Annotated in this window: 14 protein-coding genes and 1 other annotated feature; all 14 genes read left to right on the top strand. The window is 34.8% G+C overall.

Translation table 11 applies throughout. The features are described 5' to 3' along the window. Positions 1-19: 19 nt before the first annotated feature. The 14 genes from tuf to fusA all read left to right on the top strand — a co-directional run bounded on the left by tuf (position 20) and on the right by fusA (position 15,836). Positions 20-1,213, top strand: a complete 1,194-nt coding sequence (gene tuf, locus BR66_RS0115015) for an elongation factor Tu (RefSeq protein ID WP_026883287.1) — start codon at positions 20-22, stop codon at positions 1,211-1,213. Positions 1,214-1,397: 184 nt separating this feature from the next. Beyond that, positions 1,398-1,547, top strand: coding sequence for a 50S ribosomal protein L33 (gene rpmG / locus BR66_RS0115010; protein WP_026883635.1), 150 nt, complete (start codon positions 1,398-1,400; stop codon positions 1,545-1,547). Between the two features lie 43 nt (positions 1,548-1,590). Next, positions 1,591-1,815 (top strand): preprotein translocase subunit SecE, encoded by a 225-nt coding sequence (secE, locus tag BR66_RS0115005; protein ID WP_035796395.1) that lies wholly within the window; start codon positions 1,591-1,593, stop codon positions 1,813-1,815. A 49-nt stretch (positions 1,816-1,864) separates the two neighbouring features. Next, positions 1,865-2,386, top strand: a complete 522-nt coding sequence (nusG, locus tag BR66_RS0115000; RefSeq protein ID WP_026883633.1) for a transcription termination/antitermination protein NusG — start codon at positions 1,865-1,867, stop codon at positions 2,384-2,386. A 76-nt stretch (positions 2,387-2,462) separates the two neighbouring features. Further along, positions 2,463-2,888: a 50S ribosomal protein L11 gene (rplK, locus tag BR66_RS0114995; RefSeq protein WP_026883632.1), complete on the top strand. Its 426-nt coding sequence runs from the start codon at positions 2,463-2,465 to the stop codon at positions 2,886-2,888. 53 nt (positions 2,889-2,941) lie between these two features. Next, positions 2,942-3,631: a 50S ribosomal protein L1 gene (gene rplA, locus BR66_RS0114990; protein WP_026883631.1), complete on the top strand. Its 690-nt coding sequence runs from the start codon at positions 2,942-2,944 to the stop codon at positions 3,629-3,631. Positions 3,632-3,669: 38 nt separating this feature from the next. Further along, positions 3,670-3,798: a sequence feature (ribosomal protein L10 leader region), on the top strand. A gap of 31 nt (positions 3,799-3,829) precedes the next feature. After that, positions 3,830-4,336 carry a 50S ribosomal protein L10 gene (gene rplJ / locus BR66_RS0114985; protein ID WP_026883630.1) on the top strand — a complete coding sequence of 169 codons (507 nt, stop codon included), beginning with the start codon at positions 3,830-3,832 and terminating at the stop codon, positions 4,334-4,336. A gap of 33 nt (positions 4,337-4,369) precedes the next feature. Beyond that, positions 4,370-4,729 carry a 50S ribosomal protein L7/L12 gene (gene rplL / locus BR66_RS0114980; protein WP_026883629.1) on the top strand — a complete coding sequence of 120 codons (360 nt, stop codon included), beginning with the start codon at positions 4,370-4,372 and terminating at the stop codon, positions 4,727-4,729. 279 nt (positions 4,730-5,008) lie between these two features. After that, positions 5,009-8,713: a DNA-directed RNA polymerase subunit beta gene (rpoB, locus tag BR66_RS0114975; protein WP_026883628.1), complete on the top strand. Its 3,705-nt coding sequence runs from the start codon at positions 5,009-5,011 to the stop codon at positions 8,711-8,713. A gap of 21 nt (positions 8,714-8,734) precedes the next feature. Further along, entirely contained in the window at positions 8,735-12,262 is a 3,528-nt protein-coding gene (gene rpoC / locus BR66_RS0114970) for a DNA-directed RNA polymerase subunit beta' (RefSeq protein ID WP_026883627.1), read from the top strand. 119 nt (positions 12,263-12,381) lie between these two features. After that, on the top strand, positions 12,382-12,621 hold the full coding sequence (locus BR66_RS0114965; RefSeq protein ID WP_026883626.1) for a ribosomal L7Ae/L30e/S12e/Gadd45 family protein: 240 nt from the start codon (positions 12,382-12,384) through the stop codon (positions 12,619-12,621). A 66-nt stretch (positions 12,622-12,687) separates the two neighbouring features. Continuing rightward, entirely contained in the window at positions 12,688-13,065 is a 378-nt protein-coding gene (rpsL, locus tag BR66_RS0114960) for a 30S ribosomal protein S12 (RefSeq protein WP_026883625.1), read from the top strand. A gap of 156 nt (positions 13,066-13,221) precedes the next feature. Further along, positions 13,222-13,692: a 30S ribosomal protein S7 gene (gene rpsG, locus BR66_RS0114955; RefSeq protein ID WP_026883624.1), complete on the top strand. Its 471-nt coding sequence runs from the start codon at positions 13,222-13,224 to the stop codon at positions 13,690-13,692. A gap of 80 nt (positions 13,693-13,772) precedes the next feature. Continuing rightward, a complete protein-coding gene (fusA, locus tag BR66_RS0114950; RefSeq protein WP_026883623.1) occupies positions 13,773-15,836 on the top strand; it encodes an elongation factor G in 2,064 nt (687 codons plus the stop codon). The last annotated feature ends 103 nt before the right edge of the window (positions 15,837-15,939 follow it).

The following is a 15,939-nucleotide window of genomic DNA, read 5'->3' as shown; positions in this document are numbered from 1 at the left end:
TTAAGGAGGAAGAAATAAAATGGGAAAAGCTAAATTCCAAAGAAACAAACCACATGTAAACATCGGAACAATAGGACACGTAGATCACGGTAAGACAACATTAACAGCAGCAATAACAACTGTTTTAGCACAAAAGGGCGGAGCAGTAGCAACAAATTATGCAGAAATAGATAAAGCACCAGAAGAGAAAGAAAGAGGAATAACAATCAACACAGCACACGTTGAATATGAAACAGATAATAGACATTATGCACACGTAGACTGTCCAGGACATGCTGATTATGTAAAGAACATGATAACAGGAGCAGCACAAATGGATGGAGCAATACTAGTAGTAAGTGCAGCAGATGGTCCAATGCCACAGACAAGAGAACATATCTTGCTTGCAAGTAGAGTTGGAGTACAACATATAGTAGTATTCTTAAACAAAGCAGACATGGTAGATGACGAAGAATTAATAGAATTAGTTGAAATGGAAGTAAGAGAATTACTAAGCGAATATGGATTCCCAGGAGATGATACACCAATCATCGTAGGAAGTGCATTAAAAGCATTAGAAAATCCAACAGATGCAGTAGCAACTAAGCCAATATTTGACTTAATGGATGCGGTAGATAGCTTTATACCAACACCAGTAAGAGCAACAGACAAACCATTCTTGATGCCAGTAGAAGATGTATTTACTATCACAGGAAGAGGAACAGTTGCAACAGGAAGAGTAGATAGTGGAGTTCTACATGTAGGAGACGAAGTAGAAATCGTAGGGTTAAAAGAAGAAACAGGCAAGACAACAGTAACAGGAGTAGAAATGTTCAGAAAACTTCTTGACGAAGCAATGGCAGGAGATAATATAGGAGCATTACTAAGAGGAATACAAAGAGATGACATCGAAAGAGGTCAAGTACTTGCAAAACCGGGTTCAATAACACCACATACAAGTTTTGTAGGTCAAGTGTATGTATTGAAGAAAGAAGAAGGCGGAAGACACACACCATTCTTTGACGGATATAGACCACAATTTTATTTCAGAACAACAGATGTAACAGGATCAATCAAATTACCAGAAGGAATGGAAATGGTAATGCCAGGAGATCACATAGATATGAAAGTTGAGTTAATCAACCCAGTAGCTATGACAGAAAACTTAAGATTCGCTATCAGAGAAGGCGGAAGAACAGTTGGATCAGGCGTTGTTACTTCTATAACTAAATAATTTGATTATTAAGGGCTAGGCTTAGACTTAGTCCTTTTGAAAGTATATAAATTGACTAATATTTCGTATTATATAATTAATATATTTGTTGACACAAATACTTAACTATGATAAATTATTTAGGTAACATGTGTTTAAGACACTTATATAATGTATAAGGCGCGAAAACTGGGAGGTGTAGATTGTGAGAGTTAAAGTAACTTTAGCATGTACAGAGTGCAAACAAAGAAATTATAATACAATGAAAAGTAAAAAGAACAATCCAGACAGACTTGAAATGAGAAAATACTGTCCTTTCTGCCGCAAACATACACTTCATAAAGAAACAAAATAGTTAGGACCTACTAGTTTAATTATTTTTGTAGGATGTGAATAAAATGACTGTTAATGGGAAAATTGAAGAGATGAAGGAATCACCATCAAAAGGGTTAGCTAATTTTTTTAAAGAGCTTATGGCAGAAACTCATAGGATTACGTGGCCGTCTAAAGCAGGAGCTAAAAAAGCAACTATTTCAGTTACTGTATTCAGTGCGATTTATATTGTAATAATTGCGATTTTAGATTTTGGCTTTGATAACCTCTTTAAGGTGATCTTTAAATGAGGTATAAAAGGAGGCTATGGGTTTAGGAGTTCATCCTGAAACCAATGATATGGGAGAAAAAGCTAGATGGTATGTAGTACATACTTACTCAGGTTACGAAAATAAAGTAAAAGCTAATATAGAGAAGACAATTGACAATCGAGAACTCCATGATTTGATTCATGACATTCAGGTTCCTATGGAAGAAGAAATTGAAGAAAAAGATGGCAAGAAAAAGGTTACCCTTAAAAAAGTATTTCCTGGATATGTTCTAATAAAAATGATAATGACCGATGATTCTTGGTATGTTGTTAGAAATACCAGAGGAGTAACTGGATTCGTTGGACCAGGATCTAAACCAGTTCCACTTACTGATGAGGAAGTTTATTCCATGGGTATTGCTGAAAACCCTATTAGTATTGATATTGAAATTGGTGAGAGTGTTAAGGTAATAGCAGGACCTTTAGAAAATCAAATTGCTTTAGTGCAAGAGATTAACACAGAAAAAAGAAGAATTAAAGGTTTGGTTGATATGTTTGGCAGGGAAACACCTGTTGAGCTTGATTTTAATCAAGTACAAAAATTGGATTAAGATAATCAATAAGACGAAAGTCTTAACAAGTGGTGAAATTTTAGATTGAACCACATTACTATAGGAGGTGTAAATCATGGCTAAAAAAGTAGTAGGATTGATAAAACTTCAACTTCCTGCAGGAAAAGCTACTCCAGCACCACCAGTTGGACCAGCACTTGGACAACATGGTGTAAACATTATGGCATTCTGTAAAGAGTACAATGCTAAGACTGCAGGTCAAGCAGGACTTACTATACCAGTTGTAATTACAGTTTATCAGGATAGATCATTTAGTTTTATACTAAAGACTCCTCCAGCAGCTGTATTAATAAAAAAAGCAGTTGGAATTGAAAGTGGATCAGGTATTCCTAACAGAACAAAAGTTGGAAAAATAACTAAAGAACAACTTAAAGAAATTGCTGAAACAAAAATGCCAGACTTGAATGCAGGTTCAGTAGAAACTGCAATGAAAATGATTGCTGGAACAGCAAGAAGCATGGGCGTAGAAGTAACAGAATAGTTTACAATTCAGTGGGAGGTCAAAACCGTTAATACCACAAAGGAGGATTTATTATGGGAAAGAATTATATTGAGAGTGCAAAGCTTGTTGATAGAAACGTTTTATATACATCAACTGAAGCAATGGAGCTTGTAGTTAAAACTTCTAAAGCTAAATTTGATGAAACAATAGAACTTGCTATGAGACTTGGAGTTGATCCAAGACATGCAGACCAACAAGTTAGAGGAGCAGTAGTGTTGCCTCATGGAACAGGAAAAAAAGTTAAAGTTTTAGTATTTGCTAAAGGCGAGAAGGCTAAAGAAGCAGAAGCAGCAGGTGCAGAATATGTTGGAGCTGAAGAATTAGCTGAAAAAATTCAAAAAGAAAATTGGTTTGATTTTGATGTAGTTGTAGCTACTCCGGATATGATGGGTGTAGTTGGTAGACTTGGTAGAGTACTTGGACCAAAGGGTTTAATGCCAAATCCAAAATCAGGTACAGTTACTTTTGACTTAACTAGAGCTTTATCAGATATAAAAGCAGGTAAAGTTGAATATAGAGTTGATAAAACATCAATAATTCATGTGCCAATTGGAAGAAGTTCATTTGGAGCAGAAAAACTTGGTGAAAATTATCGTGCTTTAGTAGAAGCAGTAGTTAAAGCAAAACCAGCAGCTACTAAAGGTCAATATATTAAATCAGTAGCAGTAAGCAGTACTATGGGACCTGGAATTAAGATAAACCCAGTAAGGCTTTTAGATTAATATTGACATATTTATATGTATCTGATATAATGTTTGAAGTTGAATAAGTAAACACTCCGTAGATAGTAGGTGCTTAGGCGTAACGGGAAACCAACCTACCGAGGATTCCGATATATGAGTATTCATATGGTCTCTTCGCTCTGCGGAGAGACCATAGTTTTTAATATAGCAGTTTTTTAACTGTGAGGAGGTGGATACATGGCAAGTAATGTAAGAAAACTAAAAGAAACAAAAGTTTCTGAAATAAAAGAAAAATTACAAAAAGCTCAAGCAGTAATCATGGTTAAATATCAAGGTTTAACAGTTGGTGAAGATACTGATCTTAGAAAACAACTAAGAGAATCTGGTGTTGAATATAAGGTTTATAAAAATTCATTAGTAACTCGTGCTGCAAATGAATTAGGACTTGAAGGATTAGTTGAATTTCTTGAAGGACCTATAGCAATTGCTTTAGGATATGAAGATCCTACTGCTCCAGCAAGAATATTAAATGACTTTGCAAAAACACATAAAGCGTTAGAATTAAAAGCAGGTCTAGTTCAAGGTGAAATTTATAATGAAGCCAAGATTAAAGAACTTGCATCAGTTCCATCAAAAGAGATTCTTATTGCAAAACTTCTTGGAAGCTTCCAAGCTCCAATATCAAAGTTTGCATATTTAATTAGTGCAATTAAGGACAGCAAAGAATCAGAAACAAACGAATAAAAAATAAAACAAATATATTTGGAGGTGCCAAAAATGACAAGAGAAGAGATAATTGAAGCTATAAAAGGTATGACGGTTTTAGAATTAAATGAATTAGTAAAAGCTTGTGAAGAAGAATTTGGCGTTAGTGCATCTGCTCCTGCAGCTGCAGCTGGAGCTGCTGCTCCTGAAGCAGAAGAAAAATCAGAATTTGATGTAGTATTACTTGAAGCAGGCCCTAACAAGATCAAAGTTATAAAAGTAGTTAGAGAAATAACAGGACTAGGATTAAAAGAAGCTAAAGGAATAGTTGACGGAGCTCCAAAAACTGTTAAAGAAGCTGTAGCTAAAGATGAAGCTGAAGCATTAAAAGCTAAAATCGAAGAAACTGGCGCAAAAGTTGAATTGAAATAATTAATTCTCAATTAATGGCACTCTTTGAGTGCCATTTTTTTTTCAAAAACCATAAAAGAAAATAAAAAACAAATATTGTATTGACATCAATTGCTAGATGTGATAACATTTTTAAATGCGACGAACTATTTCAAAATGTTTTACTATAATTTATAGTATATGAATTAATGTTAAATTTATGGTTATACTAACCAAATAGTAATGTAAAAATCCAGAAATGTAATTTCATGATTGAAGTGCGTTTTTGGTTATTTTAGTTTATACAAGGGGTGAAAGCTAATGGTACATCCTGTCCAAGTAGGTAAAAGAACAAGAATGAGTTTTTCCAAGCAACATGAAATTGGAAAGATGCCAAACCTCATAGAGGTTCAATTGGACTCTTATGATTGGTTCTTAAAAGAAGGACTAGAGGAAATTTTTGATGACATCAATCCAATTCAAGATTATACAGGTAATCTTGTTCTGGAGTTTGTAGGCTACAAGCTTGATATGGATAACATCAAGTATTATGTAGAGGAATGTAAGGAAAGAGATACTACATATGCAGCACCTTTAAAGGTTAAAGTGAGACTACTTAACAAAGAAACGGGTGAGGTTAAGGAGCAGGAAGTGTTTATGGGAGACTTCCCACTAATGACTGAGCAAGGGACTTTCGTAATCAATGGTGCGGAGAGAGTTATAGTAAGTCAACTTGTAAGATCACCAGGTGTTTATTATGATTATTCAGTAGATAAAACTGGTAAAAAACTTTTTTCATCAACTGTAATACCTAACAGAGGTGCATGGCTAGAATATGAAACTGACAGCAATGGTGTTGTTTATGTTAGAATCGATAAAACAAGGAAATTGCCTATAACAATATTAGCTAGAGCTATGGGAATTGGTTCTGATGCTGATGTTATAAGCTACTTTGGAGAAGAAGAAAGACTTACGGCTACTATCGAGAAAGACAATACAAAAACTAAAGAAGAAGCTTTACTAGAAATATATAAAAGGCTAAGACCAGGAGAACCACCAACAGTAGACAGTGCGGTTTCATTAATTGACTCATTGTTTTTCGATCCAAAGAGATATGATTTATCTAGAGTTGGTAGGTATAAATTTAATAAAAAATTAGCTATAAACCTGAGAATTGCTAATAGAGTGTCTGCTGAAGACATTGTTAATAGTGAAACAGGAGAAATAATTGTTCAGAAAAACGAGAGAATAGATAGAGAAAAGGCTATGGAAATACAAAATATTGGCATTAATAGGGTTGATATTATTGTTGATGATAAAATTATTAGGGTTATAGGCAATAATTTTGTTAAGATCAGTCATTTCGTAAAGTTTGATATAAGTGACCTTAATATTAGGGAAATGGTTCATTTTCCAGTTTTAAAAGAGATCTTAGACAATTTTACAGATGAGGTATCAATAAAAGAAGAACTTAAAAAGAATATTCATAAATTAGTGCCAAAACATATAATCAAAGATGATATTTATGGAACAATAAGTTATCAATTTGGATTAGCGTATGCCGTTGGTAATGTAGATGATATTGATCATCTAGGAAATAGAAGGCTTAGATCTGTTGGGGAATTACTTCAAAACCAATTTAGAATAGGTTTATCTAGAATGGAAAGAGTAGTTAAGGAAAGAATGACCATCCAAGATCAAGAAATTATAACTCCACAGGCACTTATAAACATAAGACCTGTTGCCGCAGCTATTAAGGAATTTTTTGGTAGCTCGCAACTTTCTCAGTTCATGGATCAGACCAATCCTTTGTCAGAACTTACTCATAAGAGAAGGTTATCTGCACTAGGACCAGGTGGTCTTTCAAGAGAAAGAGCTGGTTTTGAAGTTAGAGATGTTCATCATTCACATTATGGTAGAATGTGTCCAATAGAAACTCCAGAAGGTCCTAATATCGGACTTATAAACTCTTTAGCTACTTATGCTAAGGTAAATGAATATGGGTTTATTGAGAGTGCATATAGATTAGTTGATAAGAAAAATGCTAGAGTATTAAATGAAATAAGATACTTTACGGCAGATGAAGAAGATCAATACTTAATATGCAAAGCAAATGAACCATTAGATGAAACTGGCCATTACATTGATAAGAAAATAATGGTAAGAAGTATGGATGATATATTAATAGTTCCAAATACAGATGTAGACTTAATGGATGTATCTTCAAGACAATTGGTATCAGTTGCTACAGCCATGATACCTTTCCTTGAGAATGATGATGCAAGTCGTGCACTTATGGGATCTAATATGCAACGTCAAGCCGTACCACTTTTAAAACCACAAGCACCAATAGTGGGAACTGGAATAGAGTATAAAGCTGCGGTTGATTCAGGAGTTTTACCTAAAGCAAAGCATGCTGGAGTTGTAAACTATGTAAGTGCAAATGAAGTTAGAGTCAAAAGAGACGACAATGGAGCAGTTGATATTTACAGATTGCTAAAGTTTAAGCGATCAAACCAAGGTACTTGTATAAATCAAAGACCAATTGTTGTTAATGGTGAAAAAGTTGGGGTTGGTACTGTACTTTCAGATGGACCTTCAACAGATTTAGGAGAGATAGCATTAGGTAAAAACATACGTATTGGTTTCATTACATGGGAAGGTTATAACTATGAAGATGCTATGCTTATTTCAGAAGAACTTGTTAGAGAAGATGTATTTACATCTATTCACATAGTTGAGTATGAAGCTGAAGCCCGAGATACAAAACTGGGACCTGAAGAAATTACAAGAGACATACCTAATGTAGGTGATGATGCACTTAAAGATATAGATGAAAGAGGAATAATTAGAATTGGAGCAGAAGTACGTTCTGGTGATATTCTAGTAGGAAAGGTTACCCCTAAGGGAGAGACTGAACTAACTGCAGAAGAAAGACTTCTAAGAGCAATCTTTGGAGAAAAGGCAAGAGAAGTTAGAGATACATCACTTAGAGTACCACATGGAGAATCAGGCATAATAGTTGATATCAAGGTCTTTACAAGGGAAAATGGTGATGAATTGCCACCAGGAGTTAATGAACTTGTAAGATGTTATATAGCACAAAAGAGAAAAATATCTGTTGGAGATAAGATGGCAGGAAGACATGGTAATAAGGGTGTTATTTCAAGAATATTACCTGAAGAAGATATGCCATTTTTACCAGACGGTAGACCTCTTCAAATATGCTTAAACCCACTAGGCGTTCCTTCTCGTATGAATATAGGTCAAGTACTTGAAGTTCATCTTGGATGGGCATCTGCTCGTCTTGGATGGCACATAGCAACACCTGTATTTGATGGTGCCACAGAAGTTGAAATAGTTGAATGCCTTAAAAAGGCAGGATATGATGAAGATGGAAAGACATGGCTATATGATGGTAGAACTGGAGAAGCTTTTGATAATAGAGTTACAGTTGGATATATGTATATACTAAAACTAGCTCATCTAGTTGATGATAAGATACATGCTAGATCAACTGGACCATATTCACTAGTTACACAACAACCATTAGGTGGAAAAGCACAGTTCGGTGGACAGAGATTTGGAGAGATGGAAATTTGGGCACTTGAAGCATATGGTGCGGCACATACACTTCAAGAAATAGTTACAGTTAAGTCTGATGATGTTGTAGGAAGAGTTAAGACTTATGAAGCAATAGTTAAAGGTGAAAATATTCCTGAACCAGGAATACCAGAAGCGTTTAAGGTTCTTATAAAGGAATTACAAGCATTATGCTTAGATGTTAAAGTGCTTACGGATGATCATGAAGAAATCAAATTAAAAGAGTCAGTTGATGAAGAATTAGAAAATTTAGATGTAAATATTGAGGCAAGTGAAGATAGTGTTGTGCCGGTTCCTACTGAAGAGTATATTGAACCTGAAGAACATGACGCTGATGAAGACATAGATTTGGATTATGAAGACTTGCCACTAGAAGATTTAAAAAATGGGTTAGAACTAGAAGATTTTAATGATGAACACTAATTATGGAGGGAGGATGTACCCTTGGAATTGAATAATTTTGATGCTTTACAAATTGGATTGGCTTCACCAGAAAAGATTAGAGAATGGTCTAGAGGTGAGGTAAAAAAACCAGAAACTATAAACTATAGAACATTAAAACCTGAAAAGGACGGATTATTCTGTGAAAGAATATTCGGACCAATGAAGGATTGGGAATGTCATTGTGGAAAGTATAAGAGAGTAAGGTATAAAGGTATAGTATGTGACAGATGTGGTGTTGAAGTAACAAAGTCTAAAGTTAGACGTGAAAGAATGGGGCATATAGAACTTGCAGCTCCAGTTTCACACATTTGGTATTTTAAAGGTATTCCATCAAGAATGGGTTTAATACTTGATATGTCACCAAGAGCTTTAGAAAAAATACTTTATTTTGCTTCATATGTAGTACTCGAACCCAAGGAAACACCTTTACTTAAAAAACAGTTATTAAATGAAAAAGAGTATAGAGAAGCAATTGATAAGTATGGTGAAGAAAGTTTTGAAGCTGGTATGGGAGCTGAATCAGTTAAAAGATTGCTTGAGGACATAGAATTAGAGCAATTGTCAGTGGAACTAAAGGAAGATTTCAAAACAAGTACTGGTCAGAAAAAAATTAGAATAATAAGAAGACTTGAAGTTGTTGAGTCATTTAGAAAATCAAGCAACAGACCTGATTGGATGATAATAGATGTTATACCTGTTATTCCTCCTGATTTAAGACCTATGGTTCAGCTTGATGGTGGAAGATTTGCCACATCTGACTTAAATGATCTTTATAGAAGGGTTATTAATAGAAATAACAGACTTAAAAAATTATTAGATTTAGGTGCTCCAAATATAATTGTTAGAAATGAAAAGAGAATGCTTCAAGAAGCCGTTGATGCTCTTATTGATAATGGAAGAAGGGGAAGACCTGTTACAGGACCTGGTAACAGACCATTAAAATCTCTTTCAGATATGCTTAAAGGAAAACAAGGAAGATTTAGACAAAATCTTCTAGGAAAACGTGTTGATTATTCTGGACGTTCTGTTATAGTTGTTGGACCAGAACTTAAGATGTACCAATGTGGACTTCCACAAGAAATGGCTTTAGAATTATTTAAACCATTTGTTATGAAGAAACTAGTTGAAAGCGGAGTTGCTCATAACATTAAAAGTGCTAAGAGAATGGTTGAAAGAGTTCAGGCTCAAGTATGGGATGTATTAGAAGAAGTAATTGAGGATCATCCAGTTCTTCTAAATCGTGCACCTACGCTACATAGATTAGGAATTCAAGCATTCCAACCTATTTTAGTTGAGGGAAGAGCTATAAAATTGCACCCACTGGCATGTACAGCATATAATGCAGATTTTGATGGTGATCAGATGGCAGTTCATGTGCCTTTATCTGTTGAAGCACAAGCAGAAGCAAGATTCTTAATGCTTGCAGCTCATAACATATTAAAACCATCAGATGGTAAACCAGTTTGTGTACCTACTCAAGATATGGTTCTAGGATCATACTATTTAACAATTGATAAAGATGGAGTTCTTGGTGAAGGAAACGCATTTTCATCACCAGATGAAGTTATCATGGCTTATCAACTTGGAGAAGTAGATATACATGCAAAGATTAAGGTTAAACTTGTTAAGGAAGTAGATGGTGAATTAGTAACTAGAATCGTAGGTACTACACCAGGAAAACTTATATTCAATGAGTCAATACCACAGGATTTGGGATTTATTGATAGAAGTTTACCAGAAAATCAATTTAAATTTGAGATAGATTTCCTAGTTGGAAAGAAAAATTTAGGAATCATCATTGATAAATGTTATTTAAAACATGGACCAACTCAAACATCAACAATGCTTGATAAGATTAAAGCAAAAGGATATCATTATTCATCAATAGGAGCTATAACAGTTTCAACTTCTGATATGACTGTACCAGGAGATAAGAAGAGACTACTTTCTGAGGCAGAAACTGCGGTTGACAAAATCGAGAAGCTGTTTAGAAGAGGTTATATTTCCGATGAAGAAAGATATGAAAGAGTAATAGATATTTGGACTAAGACAACTGAAGATGTTGCAAATGCACTTATGAATAACTTGGATAGATTTAATCCTATATTCATGATGGCAGATTCAGGAGCCAGAGGTTCAAAGAGTCAAATTAAGCAACTTGCTGGTATGAGAGGTCTTATGGCCAATCCATCAGGTAAGATATTGGAGCAACCAATTAAGGCTTCATTTAGAGAAGGTCTTGACGTATTAGAGTACTTTATTTCAACTCATGGAGCTAGAAAGGGTAATGCTGATACTGCACTTAAAACTGCTGACTCAGGGTACCTTACAAGAAGGCTTGTTGATGTATCACAAGATGTTATTATAAGAATTGATGATTGTGGTGACAAACAAGGTTTTGAAGTTTCTGAAATTAAAGAGGGAACTGAAGTAATCGAACAGTTAAATGAAAGACTTGCAGGTAGGTATAGTGCAGAGGATATAGTTGATCCAAAAACTAAGAAAGTAATTGTACCTAGAGATGTATATATGAGTCATAATATGGCTGATAAAGTACAGAATGCAGGAGTAAAAAAAGTTAAGATTAGATCTGTATTTACATGTGATTGTAAATATGGTGTTTGTGCAAAATGTTACGGCATGGATATGGGAACGGCTCAGAAGATTGGTATTGGAGAAGCAGTAGGAATTGTTGCGGCTCAATCCATAGGTGAGCCAGGAACTCAGCTTACAATGAGAACATTCCATACTGGTGGTGTTGCAGGATCAGATATAACTCAAGGTCTTCCTAGAGTTGAGGAACTATTTGAGGCAAGAAAGCCAAAAGGTCTTGCTATAGTAAGTGAAGTGTCAGGAAAAGTTAGATTTGAAGACACTAAGAAGAAAAGAGTTATATATGTTGTAAATGACGACGTAGAAGAAGTTAGTTATGATATACCATTTGGTTCTAGCCTTAAGGTTGGTGATGGTGATATAATTGGAGCAGGAGATGAAATAACAGAAGGTTCTATTAATCCACATGATATATTGAGGATTAAAGGAACAAATGCTGTTAAAAATTATCTGCTTTCAGAAGTTCAAAAGGTTTATAGACTTCAAGGTGTTGATATAAATGATAAGCATCTAGAAGTTGTTGTAAGACAGATGACACGAAAAGTTAAAATTGAAGATTCAGGAGATACCGAGTTATTACCAGGTACTATGATTGATATTTTCGAATTTAATGAACAAAATGAAAACGCTGAAGCTGAAGGAAAAGAAGCTGCAAAAGGAAGAATTGCTCTTCTTGGAATAACAAAAGCAGCATTAGCAACAGATTCATTCTTGTCTGCCGCTTCATTCCAAGAAACAACAAGAGTTCTTACAGATGCAGCAATCAAAGGTAAAGTTGATCCATTGGTAGGACTTAAAGAAAATGTTATTATTGGTAAACTTATACCTGCAGGTACTGGACTAACAAGATATAAGAATATAACTATCAGTACTGAAGATCCTAAAGTTGCAGATGTTATCACAGAAGAAGTATAAGCTTTTAAATCATCCATTGACATAGAAACACTGAGATGATAAAATATAAATCGTGTGATTTGTATAGAGAGTGTTATAATACTCTCTATATAATATATATTCATAAGGGGGAACAATTTATGGTGAATAGACTTAGCGGAAAAAAAGTAGTAGGAATAAAGCAAACTATTAAGTCCATTAAAAATGGAGATGGTAGAATTGTTTATATTGCGAAAGATGCTGACATTAAGTTAGTAAATTCCGTTGAAAAGTTGGCCATGGAGAATTCCGTAGAAATTTCTTATGTTGAAACTATGAAAGAATTAGGAAAGCTCTGTGGTATTGATGTAGGAGCAGCAACAGCACTAATTTTAGAGTAGCTTCAAATTAAAAAACGCTTATATCTAATTAATATATAGTATAAGAAAAAAAAAGGAGGTGTAAGTATGCCAACTATCAACCAATTGGTAAGAAAAGGCAGAAAGACAACATTAACTAAGTCAACTGCACCAGCACTTAAAGAGTGCCCACAAAAAAGAGGCGTTTGTACTGTAGTTAAAACTCAGACTCCAAAGAAGCCTAACTCAGCTTTGAGAAAAGTTGCAAGGGTTAGACTTACTAACGGATATGAAGTAACTGCGTATATTCCAGGTGTAGGCCACAATCTACAAGAGCATAGTGTTGTTCTTATAAGAGGTGGAAGAGTTAAGGACTTACCAGGTGTTAGATATCACATTGTCAGAGGTACATTAGATACCGCTGGTGTTGCTAACAGAATGCAGAGTAGGTCAAAGTATGGTACTAAGAGACCAAAACAAAAATAATTTCAAATAACTTAGTGCTATGGCTTCGGCATTTATATATATAGTATGTAGAAATGTTATGAGTATATTATAAAAAATTGCGGAAGTACAGAGCGCTTTGCGGCAGGGATGTCGAGTACCGATGATCTTAAAACATTTATTAAGGAGGGAAGAAAAGTGCCAAGAAAAGGATATATTGCAAAGAGAGATGTATTAGCAGATCCAATATACAATAGTAAGGTTGTCACTAAACTTATTAACAGTATAATGGAAGATGGTAAAAAGGGAACAGCACAGAAAGTATGTTATGGTGCCTTCGAAACAATAGCTACTAAGTCAGGTAAAGAAGCTATGGAAGTTTTTGAAGCTGCTTTAAATAACATAATGCCATTACTTGAGGTAAAGGCAAGAAGAATAGGTGGAGCAACTTATCAAGTCCCTATCGAAGTTAGACCTGAAAGAAGACAGACATTAGGAATTAGATGGATGCTTGATGCAGCAAGAAAAAGAGGCGAGAAGTACATGAATGACAGACTTGCTGGAGAACTTCTTGATGCTTCAAACAACACTGGAGCTGCTGTTAAGAAGAGAGAAGATACTCATAAGATGGCAGAAGCTAATAAGGCATTTGCACATTACAGATACTAATTAATATCACAAAACTGTTTTGGAAAAAACCAAAACAGTTTTGTCAAATTTAGTTTACAAACTGAGGGGAGGAATTTATCGTGGCTAGAAAATATCCATTAGAAAAGTTCCGTAATATCGGGATAATGGCTCATATTGATGCAGGTAAAACAACTACAACTGAACGTATATTATTTTACACAGGTAAAACTCATAAAATTGGGGAAGTTCATGAAGGAGCTGCCACAATGGATTGGATGGTACAAGAGCAGGAGAGAGGTATAACAATTACGTCTGCTGCAACTACTTGTTACTGGAAAGAACATGAGATAAATATTATAGATACACCTGGACACGTAGATTTCACAGTTGAGGTTGAAAGATCACTAAGAGTTCTTGATGGAACGGTTGCTGTTTATGATGCAAAAGGTGGAGTTGAACCTCAATCTGAAAACGTATGGAGACAGGCAGATAAGTATAATGTTCCAAGAATGGCTTACATTAACAAAATGGATATATTAGGTGCTGACTTTTTTAGAACTATCAATATGATGAGAGATAGACTTAAAGCTAATGCAGTTCCAATACAGCTACCAATAGGTAAGGAAGATCATTTTCTAGGAATAATTGACCTTGTCAAAATGGAAGCTATCATTTATAAAGATGAATTGGGTACAGTAATGGAAGAAGCAGAAATACCTGAAGATATGAAGGAACAAGCAGCAGAATATAGAGCTTCAATGCTTGAGTCAGTTGCAGAGTTAGATGAAGATTTAACTATGAAATTTCTTGAAGGCGAAGAAATAACTGAAGATGAAATAAATGCAGCAATTAGAAAAGGTGTTTGTGCTAATAAGTTTGTACCAGTTGTTTGTGGATCATCTTACAAAAACAAAGGTGTTCAGCCAATGCTAGATGCAATAATTGCATATATGCCATCACCACTTGATATACCACCTATAAAGGGTGAAACACTTGAAGGTGAAGAGGCTGTAAGACATGCAGACGATAATGAACCAATGTCAGCATTAGCATTTAAAATAGCAACTGATCCTTTTGTAGGAAGACTTTCATTTACAAGAGTTTACTCAGGAATAATGAAGAGTGGTACTTATGTACTAAATTCTACTAAAGGTAAAAAGGAAAGAATTGCGCGACTAGTTAAAATGCATTCTAACCATAGAGAAGATGTTGATGAATTAGAAACAGGTGATATAGGTGCAATCGTTGGACTTAAATCTACTAGTACTGGTGATACATTGTGTGATGAAGATCATCCAATAATACTTGAAAGCATGGTATTCCCACAAACAGTTATTGATGTTGCTATAGAACCTAAAACAAAAGCAGATCAAGAAAAGATGGGTGTAGCATTAGGAAAACTTGCAGAAGAGGATCCAACATTTAAAACTCATACAGATCAAGAAACTGGTCAAACAATTATATCAGGTATGGGCGAGTTACATCTTGAAATAATAGTTGATAGACTTACAAGAGAATTTAACGTTTCCTGTAATGTTGGTAAGCCACAAGTTGCTTATAAAGAAACTATTAGGAAAGCTGTTAAAGCAGAAGGCCGTTATATTAAGCAATCAGGTGGTCGTGGACAATATGGTGATTGTTGGATAGAAATGTCACCAAGTGAAGGCGAATATGTATTTGAAAATGCTGTAGTTGGTGGATCAATTCCTAAAGAATATATTCAACCAATTGATGATGGTATAAGAGAAGCAGCACAGTGTGGTATTTTAGGTGGATTCCCAACTATAAACTTTAAGGTTAAGCTTGTAGATGGTTCATACCATGACGTTGACTCAAATGAAATGGCATTTAAAATTGCGGGATCTATGGCATTCAAAACTGCTATGGCAAAAGCTGATCCAGTAATCCTTGAGCCTATGATGAAGGTTGAAATTGTAGTACCTGATGAATATATGGGTGATGTAATGGGAGACGTTAATGGTAGAAGAGGAAGAATTGAAGGTATGGATGCTCAATCTGGAGCTCAAGTAATAAGATCTTTCGTTCCACTATCAGCAATGTTTGGTTATTCTACAACACTTAGATCAAGAACACAAGGTAGAGGAAATTATAGCATGGTGTTCGATCACTATGAAGAAGTTCCTAAGAGCATTCAAGAACAGATAATTGGAGAAAGAAAATAATTAGGATTTTAAGGAGGAAGAAATAAAATGGGAAAAGCTAAATTCCAAAGAAACAAACCACATGTAAACATCGGAACAATAGGACACGTAGATCACGGTAAGA

Origin of the sequence: Clostridium akagii DSM 12554, assembly GCF_000686725.1 — a bacterium.
Taxonomy (GTDB): domain Bacteria; phylum Bacillota; class Clostridia; order Clostridiales; family Clostridiaceae; genus Clostridium_I; species Clostridium_I akagii.
The sequence above is the reverse complement of the archived record's forward strand: the minus strand, read 5'-3'. Positions and strand labels throughout refer to the sequence as shown.